Below are 19,571 nucleotides of genomic sequence, written 5' to 3' on the forward strand. Positions count from 1 at the left end.
CCGCCGCGACCTCTCAGCCGACGGGGACGGTCAGATCGTCGGAGTTCTCCGACCGATCGTCCTCGTCGGGCTGCGTGGTGCGGGTGCGGAACGCGAAGATCGCGACCAGCACCACGGCGAGCCCCCACCACACGTACGACGACGCCAGGAACTGATCCCACAGATTCCAGTGGGTTCCGCTCCAGCGTCCCACCCCGAGCTTCCAGTGCGCGGCGAGTTTGACGACGACGACGCCGACGACGGCCGTGACCGCGAGGGCGGCACTCCGGCGCCGGTAGGCGAGGATGCCGAGTACGAGGACTACCGGCACCGACCACACCCAGTGATGCGACCAGGACACGGGGGAGACGAGCAGTCCGAGGACGGCGTTGAGTCCCAGCGCGAGAGCCGTCTCGCCGGCCCGCAGTGCCCGCACCATCGCGACGATCACCAGTGCGAGAACCACGACGCTGAGCAGCAGCCAGATCGGGGTCCGCATCCCGTCGCTCAGGCCGAGCCGGGCGAGCACACCGGTGATGCTCTGATTCGCGGGATACGCCGGGGTGCCGATCCGATCGGAATCGAACAGCGTCTGCGTCCAATAGGTGACGGAATCGTTCCACGTCGCGATCGCGCCCACCGCGCTGAACGCGAGGAAGCTGACCGCGGTGACGACGGCAGAGCGAAAGTCCTTGCGCACCAGGAAGTACAGGATGAACACGGCCGGAGTCAGCTTCACCGCCGCCGCGAGACCGATCAGCAGTCCGCGGGGCCACGGCGTCTTCTTCGGCAGGCAGTCCGCCGCGACCAGCAGCATCAGCAGGATGTTGATCTGCCCGTAGTCCAGGGTCGACGAGACGGGTTCGAGGGCCATCGCCACCGCGAGCGCACCGAGCGCCGTCCACACCAGCGTGCGGCGGGGTGCGATGCCCAGCGAGTCGAGCGTGACGACGAGCACGCCGAACAGGGCGATCAGCGACAACACCGTCACGACGGTCCCGGCCGTCGCCAGCGACACCGTCGACAGCGGACTGAACACGACCGCGGCCAGCGGCGGGTACGTGAACGGCAGGAAGTTGCCCATCTGGGTGGCTGGCATCGACCCGTACAGCGTCGGGCCGTGCAGGAACACCGAACCGCCGAGCCGGTAGACGTCGAGATCGAGCCGGTAGTAGAAGCCGAAGTCCCGTAGACCGGGCAGTCCGAGCAGGTTGTAGGCGAATCCGACAGCGAGCCCGGCGAGCACGAGGACGCGGATCACGAGACCGCCGACGCGGAGATGCACGGGCACCCGCGGCCGGTCGAGCGGGTCCGCGACAGGGGCGGCGGACTGTCGACCGTCGGAGCGTGCGCTCACCGAGGCCTCCTTCACGAGGTAGGGGTGGATCCGGATGACGCCGACGGGTGAGGCATAGTTTGCGGGCGTGCGTTACTTCTACGACTGCGAGTTCATCGAGGATGGTCGCACGATCGACCTGGTGTCGATCGGGGTGGTCGCGGAGGACGGACGTGAATTCTACGCGGTGTCCACCGAGTTCGATCCCGACCGCGCGGGCAAGTGGGTCCGCAGGAACGTGCTGCCGAAGCTGCCGCAGCCGTCGTCGCCCCTCTGGAAGAGTCGCGCCCGCATTCGCGACGACCTCTACGCGTTCCTGATTCCGCGGCCCGGCATCGTCCCCGAACTGTGGGCGTGGGTGGCCGCCTACGACCACGTCGCCCTCTGCCAGCTGTGGGGCGACATGACGGAGCTGCCGCAGACGCTGCCCCGGTACACGCGCGAACTCCGCCAGTACTGGGAGGAGCACGGCAGCCCGGCGCTCCCACCTGCACCGGGCGACGCTCACGACGCGCTCGCCGACGCCCGGCACAACTTGGCGAAGTTCGAGGCAGTTCGGGTGGCGCGGTCACTCCGGTGACCTGACTCGCCATTGCTCCGGTCGAGCGAATATCCTGTATGGGTGAACTGGACTGTCGACGTGCCGATCGACCGCTTGCCCGAACTCCCGCCGCTGCCCACCGAGATGCGTGAGCGCCTCGATGCAGCGCTGGCCAAGCCCGCTGCCCAGCAGCCGCAATGGCCCGAAGGCCAGGCCGCTGCGATGCGGACCGTCCTCGAGAGCGTGCCCCCGATCACGGTGGCCAGCGAGGTCGTGGCCCTGCAGGAGAAGCTGGCCCAGGTCGCGCGCGGCGAGGCGTTCCTGCTCCAGGGCGGTGACTGCGCCGAGACGTTCGCGGACAACACCGAACCGCACATCAAGGGCAACATCCGCACCCTGCTGCAGATGGCCGTCGTCCTGACGTACGGAGCGAGCCTGCCTGTCGTCAAGGTCGCGCGCATCGCCGGTCAGTACGCGAAGCCGCGGTCGTCGAACGTCGACGCGCTGGGCCTGCAGTCGTACCGCGGCGACATGATCAACTCCCTCGTCGCCGACGAGGCCGTGCGCGCCCACGACCCGTCGCGGCTCGTGCGGGCGTACGCGAACGCCAGCGCCGCGATGAACCTGGTCCGCGCGCTCACCGGCGCGGGCATGGCCGACCTGCACAAGGTGCACGACTGGAACCGCGAATTCGTGTCTTCGTCGCCGGCCGGAGCCCGGTACGAGGCACTCGCCGCAGAGATCGACCGCGGGCTGCAGTTCATGAACGCCTGCGGTGTCACCGATCCCAGCCTGCACCACGCGCAGATCTTCGCCAGCCACGAGGCGCTCGTCCTCGACTACGAGCGCGCCATGCTGCGCCTCGACAACGACGACGACCACGCCAAGCTGTACGACCTGTCCGCCCACTTCCTGTGGATCGGCGACCGCACCCGTCAGCTCGACGGAGCGCACATCGCGTTCGCCGAACTCGTGTCGAACCCGATCGGCCTGAAGATCGGTCCGAGCACCACCCCGGAGATGGCGATCGAATACGTCGAACGCCTCGACCCCACCAACAAGCCGGGCCGGCTCACCCTGATCTCGCGCATGGGCAACAACAAGGTCCGCGACCTGCTGCCGCCCATCATCGAGAAGGTACAGGCCACCGGTCACCAGGTGATCTGGCAGTGCGACCCGATGCACGGCAACACACACGAGGCGTCCACCGGCTACAAGACCCGCCACTTCGACCGCATCGTCGACGAGGTCCAGGGATTCTTCGAGGTCCACAACGGCCTCGGCACCTACCCGGGCGGCATCCACGTCGAACTCACCGGTGAGAACGTCACCGAATGCCTCGGCGGCGCGCAGGACATCTCCGACCTCGACCTGTCGGGTCGCTACGAGACGGCGTGCGACCCCCGCCTCAACACTCAGCAGTCGCTGGAACTGGCGTTCCTCGTCGCGGAGATGCTCCGCGGCTGATCGCCCGCACAGAGACCCTCACTGCCCTGCTCCCGCGGGGTCAGGGCAGTGAGACCAGGGTGACCGTGCTCCCGGGTTTCACCAGATCGCCGTTGCCCGGGTTCTGGCCGATGACCAGAGACCTGTCGGTGTCGGTCACCTGACGCACCTTCACGTCGAGTCCGAGACGGCTCAGTTCGTCACGCGCGGATCCGACGGTCCGCCCCAGCATGGACGGCACCCGCACCGCGTTCGACACACTCAACGTCACGCTGGTGCCCGCATTGACAGTGGTGCCCGCCTTCGGGCTGGTGGCGATCGCGTCCCCGGCGGCGACGTTCCGGTCGAAGTCTGTCGTGGTGTCCTGCACGACGATGCCGACCGCCTCGAGTGACGCGCGTGCCTCGGCCTCCGACATGCCCTTCACGTCGGGAACGTCCACCGGTGGTGCGCCTTTGCTGACGATCAGTTTGACCGTGGAACCGGTCGCGAGTTCCGTGCCCGGTGCCGGGTCGAGTGCGGCCACCGCACCGATCGGTACCTTCGCGCTGAAAGCCTGACCGCCGTCCACCGGGGTGAACGTGCGGTTCCGCAGTTCCTGCTCTATCCCCGCGCGTTCGCCGCCCGCGGGCAGCGGCGGGACCGTCGGCCTGCCCAGGGAGACGAGCAGGGCCACCGTGCCGTCCCGGGAGATCCGCGAACCGCCCGTCGGATCGGTGCCCAGCACCGTGTCGAGCGCCGCGGTGTCCGAATACTGCCCTCGGATCTCCGTCGACAGACCGGCCGCTTCGATCGCCGTCACCGCCGCACCCCGATCGAGACCGTCGGTGGTCGGGACGGCGGTGAACCGGCCCGAACCCATCCACCAGCCACCGAAACCCACCGCGAGGGCGAGCATCAGGATCACGAGCAGCCACACGATCGTGGTCCGGCGCGACCGCTGCCGTTCGGCGGCGAAGTCGGGGTAGTGGTAGCCGTCGTCTGGTTCGTCGTCCACCGCGAACGTCGGTTCGTCCAGAGGTGGCCGTGGAGTCTGGGCGGTGACGACCCTCGTGTGCTGCACGCCGGGCTGCGCAGGCAGCGGGCTGGGCGGGGACAGCGGCGCGGCGGGCGGGAGGTGCACCGTCGGCGGTGCGACGGGGCCGGGCGGCGCGCCCAGGGGCGGGGCGCTCGCGGCGGCCGCGGCGCTCAGGTGCTGCGCGGAGCGTCGCGGGGCGGGCACCCGGTACGCGGGCAGGTCGAGTGCCGCCGCGATGCCGCGCAACGCCGAACCCATCTGCTCGGCGTTGGCGAAGCGGTGCGACGGCTCCCGGTGCGTGGCCTCCGCGACGAGTTCGTCGAACTCGGGCGGGACACCCGCGATGTACGAACCCGGCCGCGGGACGTCCTGGTTTATCCGCTGATAGGCCACGGACAACGACGTGTCCCCGGTGAACGGGGTCCGCCCGGTGAGGAGTTCGAACAGCAGGACCCCGGTGGAGTAGACGTCGCTGCGGGTGTCGGCGATCCCCGAGGTCACCTGTTCCGGCGACAGATACGCCGCCGTGCCCAGAATCACACTGTTCGACGTGGTGTTCGACGCGGCGGCGGCCCGCACGAGACCGAAATCGGCGATCTTCACCTCGCCGCCGTCGGAGATCAGGATGTTCTCGGGCTTGATGTCGCGGTGCACGAGACCGGCCCGGTGGGCGACGGCGAGCGCGTCGAGAACCGGCCCCACCACTGCGGCCACCGCGTGCGGCGGCATCGGCCCGCGTTCCCGCAGGAGTTCGCGCAGCGTTCCGCCGTCCACGAGTTCCATCACCAGGAACGCGTGATCGCGGTCGTGTCCCTGGTCGTACACGGCGACCAGGGAGGGGTGCTTGAGTCGCGCGACCGAGCGGGCCTCGAACTCGAAGCGGGTCACGAACGCCGGATCGGCCGCGAACTGCGGATCCATCACCTTGATGGCCACCGGACGGTCGAGACGCGTGTCGAGCCCCCGGTAGACGGTGGACATGCCGCCACGCGCGATCGTGGCATCCACCCGATAGCGCCGGTCGAGCAGCTCGCCGATCAAACGTTGACCTCCATCGTGCACAGTGTCCGTTCCCCCGTCAGTGCGCGCAGCCCGGCCACGCGCCTCTCAATCGTAGCCAGCGACACCGACCGGTAGCGCCACGCCGGAGCCGACCAGATAACGTTAGGGGAGTGAGTGCCATCCCTTACTGTGACGATGTCCTGGACCCTTCCGTCTCGCTCCTCCAGTTGGTGGACGTTGCGAAGAACCTCGGTGTGGCTGTCACCCGTGTGCAGCAGCTTCTCCGGGATCAGCAGTTGATCGCCGTGCGACGCGACGGCGTCCTCGGCGTCCCCGAACTCTTCTTCGACGAGACCGGTGAGACCGTCAAATGGCTGCCCGGACTCATCGCGGTGCTGCACGACGGCGGATTCAAGGACGAGGAAATACTGCTGTGGCTGTTCCGTGAGGACGACAGCCTGCCGGGCACACCCGTCCAGGCCCTGCACGGTGACCTCGCCCGCGAAGTGATCCGCCGCGCTCAGGCCATGGGATTCTGACCGCCGCTCACCACACCCGGCCACGGGTGGGCACCGCGAGCCGGGCGAACTGAGGCAGCGCCGTCGCCCACCGGTTCCGGCGCGGAACCGTGGCGCGCCGGTCCAGGACCCGGTATCCGCCGCGCTCGATCTCGTCGAGGATGCGCGAGTACAGCACGAACGCCGTCCGGATGCCGGGTTGGACGCGTCGATCCAGCATCGCGATGCCCGGTTCCGCGTCCCGGTACACCGACCGGGTGACGGCGATCAGGTGGGCTAGCGCCCGCACGATCCGCTGATCCGTCGCGCCGCGGCGGCGGCTGTGCACGAGAAGTGCGGTGTCGACCCCGAACGCGGCCAGCTCCTCGGCCGGGAGATAGACCCGGCCCCGATCGAGGTCCTCGCCGACGTCGCGGAGGAAATTGGTCAGCTGGAACGCCTCCCCGAGAGCCGCGGCATGCGGTTCGGCGCCGGGCCCGGTGGTGCCGAGGACGGGCAGCATCTGCAAACCGATCACGACGGCCGACCCGTACATGTACGTGCGGAGTTCGGCGAGAGTGCGGTACTCGGCCCGGTGCTCGGGAGTCCCCGGAACGTCCATCCGCATCGAGTTCAGGAACGCGTAGAAGTAGTTTTGGGGGATGGCGAAGTCCGCCACGGTGTCGAGGAACGCGGGAAGAACCTGTCGCATCTGCGGCGAGCACGCGGACACACCGGCCTTCCGGTCGGTGAAGCCGCGTCGCAGCACCGCGTCGATCCGGTCGAGTTCGGCGGCGCACTCCCCGGCGGTCCGGCCGGGATCGACGTCCACGAGGTCGTCTACCGTGCGGGCGAACCCGTACAAGGCGTGCACGGCGGCCCGGCGGCGCTCGGGAAGCAGGCGGGTGGCCAGGTGATAGGTGCGTCCGTGCTCCGCCGTCACCGCGCCGCAGTACCGGTAACTGTCGGCCAGCGCGGTCATCGACCGGTCATTCGACGCCGGGCGACGACGCCGCACCAGCGAGGTCGGCGGTGCGCTCTTCCTCGACGGGCCGCGGTGCGCGCAGCCGCAGCGGGTCGACCGTGCGCAGCGACACCGCCGCCACGACCGCGGCGAACGTCGCGAGCACCACGTGCGCCAACGTGTAGAGACCGATCGACCCGTCCGGCTGGAAGACCAGCATCAACCAGGTGGACAACCCGACGAGAATCATCAACGTCCGCGTCGACAACGCAAAGCCGGCCGCGATGGCGATCGGCCACGAGTAGTACCAGGGCAGCGCGGCCGGCGACAGGATCACGATCGCGACCAGGACGATGAGGATCCCGAGGATCGCATCCCGCTCGGTCTTCCGGTACCGCCACCAGGCCGCCAGCACGATCCCGACGAGGGCCACCGCACAGATCGGGCGGGTGACGGCCAGGACCTCACCCAGCCGCAGATCCGCGAACCACGACGTTCCGACCGTCACGAAGTGGGCGAGGATCGTCGGCAGCGACAACCAGTTGATGATCTTGTTCGAACCGGACAGCGCCGTCATCCAGCCGAGCCCGACACCGGCGACGGCGGAGGCGGCGGCGAAGACGACCACGAACACGGCGAATCCCGCACCCGCGGTCTTCGCGAACGACGCGAGCGGCGACGCGGGTGTGCGCCCCTCCGCCTCGGCCTTCTCCTTCTCGTGGAGCACCCAGATCCACACCATGAAGGGGAGCGCGGCGCCCGCGGTCGCCTTGATCGCGACCGCCACCGCGACGAGCGCGATGCCGGCCAGATGGCGGCGTTCGAGGACGAGCGCGATGCCGGCGATCATCAGGCCGACCATCAGCAGTTCGTTGTGGACACCGCCGATGAGGTGGACGAGGACCAAGGGATTGAGCACGGCGAGCCACAGCGCGATGGCCGGATTACCGCCGAGGTGCCGCGCGAGGTGCGGAACGCCCCAGACCATCAGCGCGAGCCCGGGCAGCATCGTCACGCGCAGGAGCATCGTTCCCGCGATGACGTTGTCGCCGGTGATCGCGGTGATGCCCTGACTGAGCAGCAGGAACAGCGGACCGTACGGCGCGGTGGTGGTGGTCCACACGTTGCTGACGTTGTCGAGAAGGATTCCGGGGTTGACCACCGGACCGACGGCGTAGGGGTCGAACCCGTCACGCAGCAGCGCGCCCTGCGCCAGGTAGGAGTACGCGTCCCGGCTGAACATCGGCACGGCCAGCAGCAGCGGCGCCGTCCACACCGGCACGACCATCCGCAACTGCCGGAGCGTGACGTCGCCGCCGAGGGTGGCGCGGCCCAGCCGCACCCACGCCGTGATCATCGCGACGACACCCACCCAGACGATGACGGTCGACAGGATCTGCCCGTGACCGAACCGGAGCCACGACAGGTGCATCGCCTCGAGCAGCGGGTCCTCGCGGCGGACGCTGCCCGCACCGAAACCACCGAACGTGATCATCACGGCGCCCACGAAACCGAGAAGTGCGGCGTGCCCCTCCGGGCTGCGGAGGAAGTCGGCCGTGGTCTGGGGCCACGACCGCTGCGGCGTGGTCGTCGCAGCGGCGACGGTCGCCTGCCGGGCAGAGGACGTCATGAGTGCAGATTCCTCCCCCGAGGTGAGTTCGGTTGCGGTCGGTGCGCTCGTCGTCGCGCGCATCGCATGGTCGAGGAACCAGTTTAATTGCTGCCGGCACCAGTTCTCGCCACGCCTCGCCCTATCCTCCCGCACTTCGTGCTTTCGAGTGCAATTCCGCACTTCGTGCTCCTACCGGCCCGGTGATGCGCGCGGCCGCGAGTTTCCCCGACAGCAGGACGGTCGGAACGCCGACACCCGGGACGGTGCCGGACCCGGCGAGAACGACGTTGTCGAGGCCCCGGACCAGGTTGGGGCGCCGGAACGGACCCGTCTGCCGGAACACGTGCGCCGCCGCGAAGGGACTGCCGGCCGCCATGCCCTTCCCGAGCCAGGTGAGGGGGGTGTCGACGTAGTCGATGGTGAAATGCTCCGCGATCCCGCTGTACCCGCGCTTCTCGAGTTCGCGCAGCAGTTCGTTCGTGTACGGGCCGGTCAGCGAGGACCACTCCAGCGGCGCGCTGTGCAGGTTGGGGCACGGAGCCAGCACCGACAGCGGTTCCGAGGCGGTGCCCGCGCGGTCGAGGACGAGGCCCGGATCCGATACGGCGGGCCGGGTGATCAGCAGCGACGGGTCCGTCATCAGCCGTCCGCGTCCCCGGCGCGCCGTGATCTCCGCGAACGTCCGTTTCCACGCGTGACCGAAGTCGATGGTGTGGTGCCGCTGGGTGGCCCACCGCGACGCGACCGCGGTGGGGACGGTCCCGTGCAGGACCACGGCGGACGGCGACACCCGCACCCGGCGGGGCGTTCGGCGGGTCACCGGGCGCAGCAGCGCGTCGACGACGGCCGTGTCGGGGGTGAGCACCAGCGCGTCGCAGTCGATGCGCTCACCCGCCGCCGTGACGACGGCGCCCACGCGGTCACCGGTTCGCTCGAGCGCCGCGACCTCGGTGCTGAACCGGATCTCCCCACCCGCGGTGGTGAGGGCGTCGGCGAGGGCGAGCGCGATCGAACGCATCCCGCCCCGGGGGAAGTAGACACCGAGCGAGGTGTCCATGTGGGCGATCGCGCCGTACACCGCCAGGGCGTCGGCGGGGGCGACGCCGGCGTACAGCGCCTGGAACGTGAAGATCCGGCGCAGTCGCGGATCGGTGATGGTCCGGTCGACCCGGGCGCCGAGGCGGCCGAACCCACCCAGCGCGGTGAGCCTCAGCAGATCCCGCGCGGCCTCACGGGACGAGACGAGATCCAGCGGCGAATCGAAGTTCGCGTCCATGAAGCGGTGGTACTCGGCGTCGAAGATCCGGCCGAGCCAGCGCCGCAGCCGCAGGTACCGCGCCGATTCGTCCGGCCCGCACACCCGGCTGACCTCCGCGACCATCGCGTCGGGATCGGAGTGGACGTCGAGCGAGGAACCGTCCGCGAACCGCGCGTGATACGCCGGGGACAGCCGTTCCAGGACCAGTGGCGGGCTGGTCGACGTGAAATCCGCGCCGACGGCCGCGAGCGCCTCGCCGACCAGTTCGGGCATCGTGAGGACGGTCGCGCCGTTGTCGATGTCGTAGCCGGGACCGCGGTAGGTGCCGACCCGCCCGCCCGGTGACGACTCCCGTTCGAGGACGGTGACGCGGCGGCCCGATCCGGTGAGGTGCAGGGCGGCCGAGAGACCGGCGAGGCCGGCACCGACGACCACGACGTGATCGGTGCGGCCGGGAACCGTCCGCAGCGCGCGAGCCACCGCGGACCTCAGTAGTCGCGGCGCGTCGCGGCGACGGCCATCTCGGTGAGCTGCTGCTTCGCCGCGGTGGTCGCGGTGCTCGTCTCCAGCGTGGACAGCGCGGTCGCGACGAGATCCTCGATCTGTTTCTCCACGTCGGCGACCGCGCCGAGCGACGTGATCGTGTTCCGGAGGGTGTCCACGTCCGAATCGGACAGATCGGTGCCGATGCCCTCGCGGAGCAGGGCGGCCGCCGCGGGGTCGCCGGCATCGGCGCGCTGCAGCGACATCGCGAACAGGACGGTGCGCTTGCCCGCCCGCAGGTCGTCGCCCGACGGCTTGCCGGTCACGGCCGGATCCCCGAACACGCCCAGCAGGTCGTCGCGGAGCTGGAAGGCGATACCGATGTCGGTGCCGAATCGGCGGTACGCCGAGACCAGAGTGTCGTCGGCGCCTGCGAGTGCCGCGCCGAGGTGCAGCGGCCGCTCGATGGTGTACGCCGCGGTCTTGTACCGGTTGACCTTCATGGCGGCGTCGATCGACTCGTCCGCTCGGGCCTCGTTGCTGATGTCGAGGAACTGCCCGCCGAGCACCTCGGTGCGCATCGCCGACCACACGGGGGAGATGCGGGCCGACGCGTCCGCGGTGATGCCCGATTCGCGGATCATGTCGTCGGCCCAGGCCAGCGCGAGATCGCCGAGGAGAATCGCGACGCCCTCGCCGAAGTGAGCGGAATCACCGCTCCACCCCCCGGTGCGGTGCTGTTCCGCGAACTCGACGTGGACGGTGGGGAACCCGCGGCGCGTCGTGGAGGCGTCGATGATGTCGTCATGGACCAGGGCGCAGGCCTGCACCAGTTCCAGCGCGGAGCAGGCGCGGAGCACGGGCCCGGCCTCGGGGCCCCCGGCGTCGCCGCCCGCCCCGAGCCAGCCGGTCCACGCGAACGCGGGACGGACCCGCTTGCCTCCGCGTAGGACGAAGTCCTCGAGTGTCGTCACGGCCTCGCGGTAGCCGCCACCCACGGCGTCGACCACGTCCTGCCGGCTGGCGAAGAAGTCGCGCAGCGCATTCTCGACCTCGGCCGCGAGGGCGGAGGGGCGCGTTCCAACGGACAGTGTTGCCTCCAGGATCGAAATTTCGCGTGTGCGCCGAGACCGGCAGCAGGCGTCGACACCACCATAGTGGGCGCTCGTCCGGGCAGCCGGTTGCCCGGATCCCGGGTGCCTGCTGAGACGCAGTGGGTGCATTCCTCCGGGCACTACCTATGCTGGACGGGTGACATTCGATTCCGTCAGGGGGCGGGCCAGCGAAGGCTGGGTGACCCGCACCCCGTCCATCGTCGACCGGATCCGGTCGTCCGGCGACGGTCGGGTGCCCTTTTCCGTCGAGTTCTCGCCGCCGCGGGACGAGGCCGCCGAGGCCCGTCTGTGGCGTGCCGTCCGCGAGTTCGAGCGGATGGGTCCGGCCTTCGTGTCCATGACATACGGTGCGGGCGGGTCGACGCGCGACCGCACGGTCCGCGTCACCGGCCAGCTCGCCGAGGAGACCACCCTCCTGCCGGTCGCGCACCTCACCGCCGTGTCCCACAGCGTCGACGAACTGCGGTCGATGGTCGGCGCGTACGCCGACCGCGGAATCAGCAACATCCTGGTCCTGCGCGGCGACCCGCCCGGTGACCCGTTGGGCGAATGGGAGAAGCACCCCCAGGGCGTCGAATACGCCGAGGATCTGGTCCGGCTCGTCCGCGACCTCGGCGACTTCCACGTCGGCGTGGCGTCGTTCCCGGAAGGTCACTACCGCGCGCCCGATCTTGCACACGACACCCGGTACCTGGTGTCGAAGCTGCGGGCGGGCGCCGAGTACTCGATCACCCAGATGTTCTTCGACGTCGACGACTACCTGCGGCTGCGCGACCGGGTGACGGCGTACGACCCCGAGCAGGGCGCGAAGCCGATCATCCCCGAGATCATGCCGATCACGTCGCTGGGGTCGGTCCGCCGCATGCTCGAACTGTCGGGGTCGAGTCTGCCGGCGCACCTCGAGAAGCGGCTGGCCACGGCCGCCGGGGACGGTCCGGAGGAGAACCGCGCCGCCGTGCGCGAGATCGGCATCGACCTCGCCACCGAGATGAGTGAACGCCTCATCGCGGAGGGTGCGCCCGGCCTGCACTTCATCACTCTCAACTTCGCGCGCGCCACCAGCGAGGTGCTCGCCCGGCTCGGCGACAAGGTCGGTTCGGGCGTGGCGGATCCGTCCCCGGTCACCCCTGCGCCGGTCAGCTGAGCGTCCGGCCCTTCCACCGGGTGCGCCCGCGCCGATGACTGCGGTGTGACGAGACCGTCAGTGCCGTCACCGCGGCCACCGACAGCGGATGCGCGAGCGCGCCTGCCACATCTGCGGCGGTGAGGCGATCGCCGCGTTCGAGTGCCCGGGCGCACAGCCGGGATGTCGTGGCCGCGAGATACCCCACCGCGCCCCACCGGCGGACGCGTCCCCGTCCCGCCGCGAGGGCCGCCGGCGGCACCAGGTACGCCACGGTCGCGACACCGAGGACCGCCGCGGCGCCGAGGCGGGAGCCGAATGCCGTCCACAGCCAGCGGTCGTAGCCTCCCCGCAATGCACCGGTGTCCTCGTACATCCGGCAGGATGCCGACCGGCCGGCCACGACCAGCGTGGTCGTCTGCCCGCACCGGCGGAGCAGGCGTGCGATGTCGAGGTCCTCGGTCACCCTGTCCGGAACGGCGCCGTGACCCCCGACCCCGCGGTACGCGGCGGCGTCGAAGACCATGAACTGCCCGCAGGCGACGGCGGTGGACGGGCGCCGAGACCGGTTGGCCACGCGGACGGGCAGCGTCGCCGCCCACGACCATCCGAGCAGCGGCTGCACCAGGGCCTCACCGGCCGATCCCGCCTGCTGGAACGGCCACGCGCAGACCAGGGCGGCGTCGGACTCGCGCAGGGCGGTGCAGGCGGTGTTCAGCGCGTCGGGGCGCAACCGCACGTCGGCGTCGAGGAACACGAGGACCCCGCTGTGTGCCCGTCCCTGCGCGAAGGCGTGCTCGCTCACGCGGTGGCAGGCCGCGGGTTTACCCACCCATCCCGGCGGCGGTTCGGCGGTTCCCCGCAGCACGAAGAAGCGAGGGTCGCCGCCGGCCGCGACCTCCGCGGCCCCGGCCGTGCCGTCGGTGGAGGCATCGTCGTAGACGAACACCCGGAGATCGTCGACCCCGCGCTGTGCGCGCAGGTCGCCGATCAGAGCGGGTAACCGGTCACGCTCGTCCCGGGCCGGGACGCAGACCGTGACGGGTTCGGTGACCCGGCGGGCCGGAGCAGGGAGCCGCGGTGCGGAGCGCAGGTTGGCGACGGAGACGGCGAGACCGAGCACCGAGACCAGGGAGCCGAACCGGACCACCCGCTCGATCGGCGCCGCGGTCACACGTCCGAATGATCTCGTGCGCGACGGCCGCCGAGCACCGGCTCCTTGTTACGGGCCAGCCACGCCAGCGCACCGACGATGACGGCCACACCCAGCGTCACACCGGCCATGATGCCCGCCCAGCCCGCGAAACTGCGGGTGCTGGGATCCGAATAGCGCACCTCGGCCCGGATCGTCGAGGTGTCGCCGGCGGGCAACTTCCACGACACGATCGAATCGCCCTCACGGGTGCCGTTGGTGGTGGCGACGCGGGCCGGGAACGCGATCGTGAACTGCACGTCGGTGCCCTGGGCGGGTACCGAACTGAGATCGGCCTTCCCGTCGAGGGTCACGAGGTCGCCGGTCCGCTGGAGCGAGATCTGGAAACTTCCCGTGGCCTGCTCCGACATCGTGCCGAGCTGCGCCACGTCGCCGAACGTGAGGTCGCTGAAGAACGCCTGGCTGCCCACGTAGCCGTCCTTCTTGTACTCCTGGATGCGCACCTTGTCCGACAGCGAGCCGGGGGGAGTGAGCTGGGGGCCCTTGTCCTGATCGTTCGCCGGCACGGCGGCGGCCACGATCTGGCCGGAGACCCGGTCGTCGGCGGACACACCCATCGACACCTGAACCCGCAGGCATCCCGCGAGGAACGGTACGAGGAGAAGGCCGAGGACGGCGAGGGACGCGGCCCTCCGCGAGCGGGTCGAGGTCGGAACCGAAGGCAGCTGCACAGTCGTATCGTGCCAGGGGACCGGTTCGGTGTCAGGCGTGAGGGTGCGTGTCGCGGGCCCCGGGCCGCCGGACGCCCGGCCGCAGCAGCGAGACGAGCAGGGGAACTCCCAGGATTCCCATCGCGCACCACCCGTAGATTGCCGAATACCGCAACTCGGGGGCGTCCAGGAAGACGGAGTGGGCCAGCGCCGAACCCAGCCACGTCCACAGGAACAACCCGATCGGGACGCCGTCGCGGTGCCGGGTTCCCGTGCCGAAGCGGCGGTCGATCCGGTCGATCGCGACCGCCATCACCGTCGCGACGACGAACCACCCCGCGTAGTTCGTCAGCGGAATGTGCTCGACACCGGGCAGGCCGGCGTCGGTGACGCACCAGCGCCACTGGCCGTCCGCGACCATCTGCGGGTCCAGGTACAGGTCCCAGCCGACGACGCCGACGGTCGTCAGCGCGATCCGGACCGCCCGCCTGTGCGGGCCGCGGGCGAGCGCCGACGCCGCACACCACACCGGGTAGAAGCCGGCGGTCCAGGCGAACGGCACCACGAGGGGCACCCCGGCGAGTGCGGGACCGAGGCGGTCGACGCTGTAGTCGTAGCAGCCGTAGGGGAAGCCGGTGGCCGTCCCGGCGACCTCGGAGACCAGACCCAGCCCGGCCGTCACGATCACGAGTCCCGCCGCCCAGCGTCCGCCCCGGGTCACGGCCGCGTGGGTGATCGAGGCGGCGGCGAGCAGGACGACCACGAACACGGTGACGACGTCACGGACCCCGCCGTGCACCAGCGGGTAGAGGATCTGCGCCGCGATCGCCGCCCCCGCGAGAACGACGGGAACACGGGAGGTCATCGCCGGCGCCACACGCGGGCCAGACCCTTTCGGTCGTCGCGGAGCGCTATCCGGGCGGCGCTCCGGCCGCTCGCACCGGACACCCCGCCACCCGGATGGGTCGAGGCCCCCGTCAGGTACAGGCGGTCGGCCCCCGGAACCCGGTGCCCCGACAACTCGGGGAGGGGACGCCACATCATCATCTGGTCCAGCGACATCTCCACGTGCATGACGTTGCCGCCGAGCAACCCCATCTCGTCTTCGAGGTCCTGCGGCGACTGCACGTGCCGGTCGAGGACGGACTCGCCGAACCCGGGTGCCAGCGCGTCCATCTCCGCCACGATCCGGTCGGCCTCCGGCGCGGCGAGGTCGCTCCACCGCCTGCCGCCGGTCAGCCGGTACGGCTGCCATTGCGACCACAGGGTCACCTGGTGCCTGCCCTCGGGTGCGATGGTGGGGTCGAGTCCGCTGAAGCTCATCCCCAGCACCGCGGGCCGCGGCGGGAGCTCCCCGGCGAGCGCCGCGCCGTGCGCGAGCCGCAGCTGGGCGCGATCCGAGACCAGCAGCTGGAGCCCGTCGGTGACGGTGTCGTCGGGCGCGCTCGGATAGGCGGGGAGAGCGTCGGTCGCCAGCCGCACCACCATCCCGATCCCCGGGCCGACGCGGATCCGGCGACGCCACCGGGCGAGGGTCTGCGGGTCGTACCCGCCGCGTTCGAGCAGGCCGAGGGTGGTCAGCACGTGGCAGCCTGCGACCACCACACGGGAGCGGATCTCGCGGCCCGACGACGTCCGAGTCGTCCAGGTGCCGCCGTCGCGGCTCAGCGAGACCACCGACTCGCCGAGTGTGACCGTCCCGCCGTCCGACTGCAGTCGCGAGGCGAGCGCCGCGGTCAGGGCTCCGCTGCCGCCGACGGCGCGGCCGGGCGGAATTGTGTGCATCAGGGCCGCGAACCCGACCATCGGCGCCGTCCCCGGCTCCGACATCGGCGGACCGGACTGGGCGCCGAACCACGCGAGCGCCGCCTTGAGCCGTTCGTCGTCGAAATACTCGTCGAGCAGTGCGTCGCCGGAACCGAGGAACTGCCGGGAGAGGTCGCTGCCGCCGCCGCCCGTGTCGAGCCCCCAGAACGACGAGAGCAGCGCGGGCGCGGTCGGCGGATTCGAGAACGCGCGCATGACGCGGGCGCTGCGCGGACCCCACACGTCCACGAACCGGCGGTACGCGTCGGCGTCCGCGGCCCCGCAGGACTCCTCGATGGACCGGCACGTCGCCTCGAGGCTGCGGCGGAACACGATTCCCGGCCGGTCCGTTCCAGCGGGGGCGGGGGCGAACGCCCACGGATCGCAGTCGAGGTACCGAAGGCCGTGCGCGCCGAGGTCGAGTTCCTCGACGATCCCCGTGTGCCGGACCATGATGTGCGCGGACGACCCGCGGTCGACCTTGTACCCGGGGAAGCGTTCCACCGTGGACACGGCGCCGCCGAGCACGGTGTCGCGTTCGATCACCTCGACCGACCACCCGGACCGCGCGAGGTAACACGCCGACACCAGGGCGTTGTGTCCCGATCCGACGACCACCGCGTCGATCACAGGGGAAGCCCGCGTCCCAGCACCGCGAACGGCCGGTTGTCGCCGGCGAATCGGAAGTGGCGCAGGACATCTCTGAAGCCGAGGCGGCGGTACAGCCGCCACGCGCGGTTGTCCTCGTCCGCCACTTCCGGGGTGGAGAGCAGCACCCCGCGTTCGGGTCGGCGTTCGAGGAGGCGCAGGAGCAGGGTCTCGCCGAGCCCGTGACCCTGGGCGTCCGGGTGGACGTGGAGTTCGGTGAGTTCGAAGTAGTTGCCGAGGATCACGTCGATCTGGTCGCGGGTCCACCCCGTGTGGCGCAGGCCGGAACGGACCTGCTGGTGCCACCACTGCTCGGGGGCTCCGCGGTAGCCGTAGGCGATGGCGACGAGGCGGGCGGCCGCGTCGTCGGTGGATCCGTCCCCGGCCGGGACGAGCGCGCCGACGCCACGCCACCCCGACCGCTGGAGGTGCTCGTTCCACATCGGCGCCCGGTGGTATTCGGTGCCGTGGGGATAGCCCATGGCGGCGACGTAGATCGACAGCGCCTCGTGCAGGCGGTCGCGGAACTCGGCGGCCGAGAGTTCGACCACGAGCGGAGTCTGGTCAGCGTTCGGTTCGACCGGTCTCACCTTTCTCTTGACGACATGTCGGTGGGTCCAGCTATATTGAATAGGTCGAACAGATGTTCGATGGTGGGGATCCGGCGATGCTCGAGGGAAGCGAGCATCGCCGACCCCCGAACTCACGACCTGACTACGCCCGGCGGGGTGGTTGCACCGGGGTTTTGGAGGTGTTCGAAGTGCTGACGAATCCGGTCACGGGACCGACCTCTGGGAACTCGCACCGGAAGGGTGACGTACGCAACCCGGCCTCGCGCCGCGGCTCGGTGCTGCTCGATCGCGCCGACGCGCTCCTCGTCCAATCGGTGGGGGCAGGCGGCCCGGCGGATCGATTCCACAGCGCGTATCTGGCCGCGTTGCGCGGCGCGGGCGCCGTGCTGGCCGCCGCGGAGGGGCCGGCGGGGAGCAAAAGGACACGAACACGTAACGCCTGGGTGCTCATGGCCGGGGCGGCGCCGGAATTCAGGAACTGGGCCGACTACTTCGCCGGTCACTCGCCCACCCGCGCCGCCATCGAGGCAGGAATGTCGAGAACCCTCACCGATCTCGAGGCCGACGAGTTCTTCGTCGAGGTCGGACGCTTTCTCCAGGCCGTCGAAGATCACATCGAACGTGGCGCAGGTCTCGATCTGCGGGCCTCGTAGGACGGCCGGGAGACCGGAAACGGCGGGAAAACGGTGCGGCGTCCGCGACATTGCGGTGCCCCGAACGTCGTTCGGTGCGGGAGTCCGTAAGGTTGGTGGGGAACTCGTACGTGGAGTAGGTGGTACGGGGATCGAACTGCTCGTATTATTAAATCTAGGTAGCCGCCAAAGTCGGTTACCCACCGTCTCGCACCGTGAGGCGGTGGCCAACACTCCAGTGCCGGGGGAGGTACCGTGCCACTCTCCGAGCACGAGCAGCGCATGCTCGACCAGATCGAGAGCGCTCTCTACGCCGAGGATCCCAAGTTCGCCTCCACTGTGCGAGGCGGTCGCATGCGTGCGGCATCGAGTCGTCGTCGATTGCAGGCGGTGGCCCTGTTCGTTCTGGGCCTGGTCCTGCTCATCGCCGGCGTCGCCCTTCCGATCAAGCCGGGCGGTTTTCCCGTCATCAGCCTGATCGGCTTCATCGTCATGTTCGGTGCCGGAGTCCTCCTCCTGTGGGGTGGAGGAAAGAGCAAGTCCGGACAGTCCTCACGTGGTGGCTCGACCACGCAAGGCGAGACCGGCCGTGCCGAACGCGGTAAGCCCCGAAGCGGGCGCAAGAGTGGCGGATTCTCGTCGCGAATGGAAGACCGCTTCAAGAAGAGATTCGAGCAGGAGTAGTACAACCCGCTCAGCAGTTCAGTGGCGGCGTGGCATGTGATGCCACGCCGCCACTGCTGTCTCCGGGGTCGGCACCCGGTCGCCCGGCGCCCATTCGGCCCTGTTGTGCCCGGCAGGTGGGGCCAGTGAACGCTCCCGCCCACGAATCCCCACCCTCACCCACCCCGTTTCCCCACTTTCCCCCCTCGGGTCCGCGACGAGCCGCGGAGCAGGGGTAACGCACCCTCTCCGTGAGCTCTCACCTGGGCCTTTCGGATGCTTGGCGCCGCTGTGTGCCGGAGCGCGATCGACGGTGCCCGTGTCGGTGATCACGTCGGGAATTTCCCCCCACCTGCTCCAATTCGCGTTGACCAGCAAGTATTGGGCAAATTGGGTGGCAACACGCGGTTATCTACCTTGTGGGTGGGGGAAAGTGGGGTACTGTGGTGCGCAGCGGGGAGCGAAGGTGAACCGCCCGGGCATGCGGCGTTCGATATGAACGCGGTGGGAGGTGTCGAGTGTTTCTCGGTACCTACACGCCGAAGCTCGACGACAAGGGGCGGCTCACGTTGCCCGCAAAGTTCCGGGATGCGCTGGCGGGAGGGTTGATGGTCACCAAGGGTCAGGATCACAGCCTCGCGGTATATCCCCGGGAAGAATTCACCGCTCTCGCACGCAAGGCCGCGGCCGCGTCGCGAAGCGATCCGGAGGCGCGAGCCTTCGTTCGCGGACTGGCGGCAGGTACCGACGAGCAGCACGCAGATGCCCAGGGGCGCATCACCCTCTCGGCAGATCACCGTCGTTACGCGGGTCTCTCCAAGGACTGCGTAGTGATCGGTTCGGTCGACTTCCTCGAAATCTGGGATGCGCAAGCCTGGCAGACCTATGTCGAGGCGAACGAGGAGAACTACTCGCAGGCAACAGGAGTCGCGCTCGGCGAGATCGTCTGAGCGTGAACACGTCCCCGCGAATGCCGCGAGGCCTCTGTCCGACGGAACCCTGACGCACTTCCC

Annotated in this window: 18 protein-coding genes; 7 read left to right on the plus strand and 11 right to left on the minus strand. The window is 70.0% G+C overall.

Going from position 1 to position 19,571, the window contains the following annotated elements; translation table 11 throughout:
* Nucleotides 1–13 precede the first annotated feature (13 nt).
* Complete coding sequence (locus JWS13_RS40640; RefSeq protein ID WP_241032508.1) at nt 14–1,336, minus strand: glycosyltransferase 87 family protein; 1,323 nt, start codon at nt 1,334–1,336, stop codon at nt 14–16.
* A gap of 67 nt (nt 1,337–1,403) precedes the next feature.
* Here JWS13_RS40640 and JWS13_RS40645 point away from each other — a divergent pair, with 67 nt between their 5' ends.
* Together JWS13_RS40645 and JWS13_RS40650 are read left to right on the plus strand one after the other, a co-directional pair.
* On the plus strand, nt 1,404–1,895 hold the full coding sequence (locus JWS13_RS40645) for a polyadenylate-specific 3'-exoribonuclease AS (RefSeq protein WP_124389945.1): 492 nt from the start codon (nt 1,404–1,406) through the stop codon (nt 1,893–1,895).
* 42 nt (nt 1,896–1,937) lie between these two features.
* The gene (locus tag JWS13_RS40650) at nt 1,938–3,323 is read left to right on the plus strand and encodes a class II 3-deoxy-7-phosphoheptulonate synthase (RefSeq protein ID WP_124389946.1); all 1,386 of its coding nucleotides are present in this window, start codon (nt 1,938–1,940) and stop codon (nt 3,321–3,323) included.
* 40 nt (nt 3,324–3,363) lie between these two features.
* Here JWS13_RS40650 and pknB read toward each other — a convergent pair whose 3' ends face one another.
* Nucleotides 3,364–5,382, minus strand: a complete 2,019-nt coding sequence (gene pknB, locus JWS13_RS40655; RefSeq protein ID WP_241032509.1) for a Stk1 family PASTA domain-containing Ser/Thr kinase — start codon at nt 5,380–5,382, stop codon at nt 3,364–3,366.
* A gap of 110 nt (nt 5,383–5,492) precedes the next feature.
* Here pknB and JWS13_RS40660 point away from each other — a divergent pair, with 110 nt between their 5' ends.
* Nucleotides 5,493–5,861, plus strand: a complete 369-nt coding sequence (locus tag JWS13_RS40660) for an Rv2175c family DNA-binding protein (protein ID WP_087556228.1) — start codon at nt 5,493–5,495, stop codon at nt 5,859–5,861.
* A 7-nt stretch (nt 5,862–5,868) separates the two neighbouring features.
* Here the strand turns inward: JWS13_RS40660 and JWS13_RS40665 are convergent, their stop codons facing one another.
* The 4 genes from JWS13_RS40665 to JWS13_RS40680 form a co-directional block, all read right to left on the minus strand.
* Nucleotides 5,869–6,801 (minus strand): phytoene/squalene synthase family protein, encoded by a 933-nt coding sequence (locus tag JWS13_RS40665; RefSeq protein ID WP_206010820.1) that lies wholly within the window; start codon nt 6,799–6,801, stop codon nt 5,869–5,871.
* A gap of 7 nt (nt 6,802–6,808) precedes the next feature.
* Nucleotides 6,809–8,413 carry an alpha-(1->6)-mannopyranosyltransferase A gene (locus JWS13_RS40670; RefSeq protein WP_206010821.1) on the minus strand — a complete coding sequence of 535 codons (1,605 nt, stop codon included), beginning with the start codon at nt 8,411–8,413 and terminating at the stop codon, nt 6,809–6,811.
* Between the two features lie 121 nt (nt 8,414–8,534).
* Complete coding sequence (crtI, locus tag JWS13_RS40675; protein WP_206010822.1) at nt 8,535–10,133, minus strand: phytoene desaturase family protein; 1,599 nt, start codon at nt 10,131–10,133, stop codon at nt 8,535–8,537.
* Between the two features lie 8 nt (nt 10,134–10,141).
* On the minus strand, nt 10,142–11,359 hold the full coding sequence (locus JWS13_RS40680; protein ID WP_206010823.1) for a polyprenyl synthetase family protein: 1,218 nt from the start codon (nt 11,357–11,359) through the stop codon (nt 10,142–10,144).
* A gap of 70 nt (nt 11,360–11,429) precedes the next feature.
* Here JWS13_RS40680 and JWS13_RS40685 point away from each other — a divergent pair, with 70 nt between their 5' ends.
* Nucleotides 11,430–12,395 (plus strand): methylenetetrahydrofolate reductase, encoded by a 966-nt coding sequence (locus JWS13_RS40685; protein ID WP_206011914.1) that lies wholly within the window; start codon nt 11,430–11,432, stop codon nt 12,393–12,395.
* Here JWS13_RS40685 and JWS13_RS40690 read toward each other — a convergent pair.
* From JWS13_RS40690 to JWS13_RS40710, 5 genes are read right to left on the minus strand one after another with little or no spacing between them, the layout of a single operon-like run.
* Nucleotides 12,388–13,548 (minus strand): glycosyltransferase family 2 protein, encoded by a 1,161-nt coding sequence (locus JWS13_RS40690; protein WP_206010824.1) that lies wholly within the window; start codon nt 13,546–13,548, stop codon nt 12,388–12,390. The genes JWS13_RS40685 and JWS13_RS40690 overlap by 8 nt on opposite strands.
* Complete coding sequence (locus JWS13_RS40695; RefSeq protein WP_124389954.1) at nt 13,545–14,258, minus strand: LppM family (lipo)protein; 714 nt, start codon at nt 14,256–14,258, stop codon at nt 13,545–13,547. Before JWS13_RS40695 ends, JWS13_RS40690 begins: the two co-directional genes overlap by 4 nt.
* A gap of 31 nt (nt 14,259–14,289) precedes the next feature.
* Entirely contained in the window at nt 14,290–15,102 is an 813-nt protein-coding gene (locus tag JWS13_RS40700) for a carotenoid biosynthesis protein (RefSeq protein WP_206010825.1), read from the minus strand.
* Nucleotides 15,099–16,673 carry a phytoene desaturase family protein gene (locus JWS13_RS40705; RefSeq protein WP_206010826.1) on the minus strand — a complete coding sequence of 525 codons (1,575 nt, stop codon included), beginning with the start codon at nt 16,671–16,673 and terminating at the stop codon, nt 15,099–15,101. The genes JWS13_RS40700 and JWS13_RS40705 overlap by 4 nt, the downstream gene beginning before the upstream one ends.
* Nucleotides 16,670–17,281, minus strand: coding sequence for a GNAT family N-acetyltransferase (locus JWS13_RS40710; protein ID WP_124389957.1), 612 nt, complete (start codon nt 17,279–17,281; stop codon nt 16,670–16,672). The genes JWS13_RS40705 and JWS13_RS40710 overlap by 4 nt, the downstream gene beginning before the upstream one ends.
* 173 nt (nt 17,282–17,454) lie before the next feature.
* Between JWS13_RS40710 and JWS13_RS40715 the strand changes: the two genes are divergently transcribed.
* The 3 genes from JWS13_RS40715 to mraZ all read left to right on the plus strand — a co-directional run bounded on the left by JWS13_RS40715 (nt 17,455) and on the right by mraZ (nt 19,508).
* Complete coding sequence (locus JWS13_RS40715; protein WP_241032623.1) at nt 17,455–17,916, plus strand: SAV_6107 family HEPN domain-containing protein; 462 nt, start codon at nt 17,455–17,457, stop codon at nt 17,914–17,916.
* Nucleotides 17,917–18,150: 234 nt separating this feature from the next.
* A complete protein-coding gene (locus JWS13_RS40720) occupies nt 18,151–18,579 on the plus strand; it encodes a DUF3040 domain-containing protein (RefSeq protein ID WP_012688068.1) in 429 nt (142 codons plus the stop codon).
* Between the two features lie 497 nt (nt 18,580–19,076).
* Entirely contained in the window at nt 19,077–19,508 is a 432-nt protein-coding gene (mraZ, locus tag JWS13_RS40725; RefSeq protein ID WP_005247637.1) for a division/cell wall cluster transcriptional repressor MraZ, read from the plus strand.
* Nucleotides 19,509–19,571: the final 63 nt, after the last annotated feature.

Source organism: Rhodococcus pseudokoreensis (assembly GCF_017068395.1).
In the GTDB taxonomy this organism is placed as follows: domain Bacteria; phylum Actinomycetota; class Actinomycetes; order Mycobacteriales; family Mycobacteriaceae; genus Rhodococcus_F; species Rhodococcus_F pseudokoreensis.

Excerpts from the sequence above, each read along its gene's own strand:
- JWS13_RS40665 (WP_206010820.1), bottom strand. The coding sequence starts at position 6,801 with ATGACCGCGCTGGCCGACAGTTACCGGTACTGCGGCGCGGTGACGGCG.
- JWS13_RS40670 (WP_206010821.1), bottom strand. The coding sequence starts at position 8,413 with ATGACGTCCTCTGCCCGGCAGGCGACCGTCGCCGCTGCGACGACCACG.
- JWS13_RS40680 (WP_206010823.1), bottom strand. The coding sequence starts at position 11,359 with ATGCACCCACTGCGTCTCAGCAGGCACCCGGGATCCGGGCAACCGGCT.
- JWS13_RS40700 (WP_206010825.1), bottom strand. The coding sequence starts at position 15,102 with ATGACCTCCCGTGTTCCCGTCGTTCTCGCGGGGGCGGCGATCGCGGCG.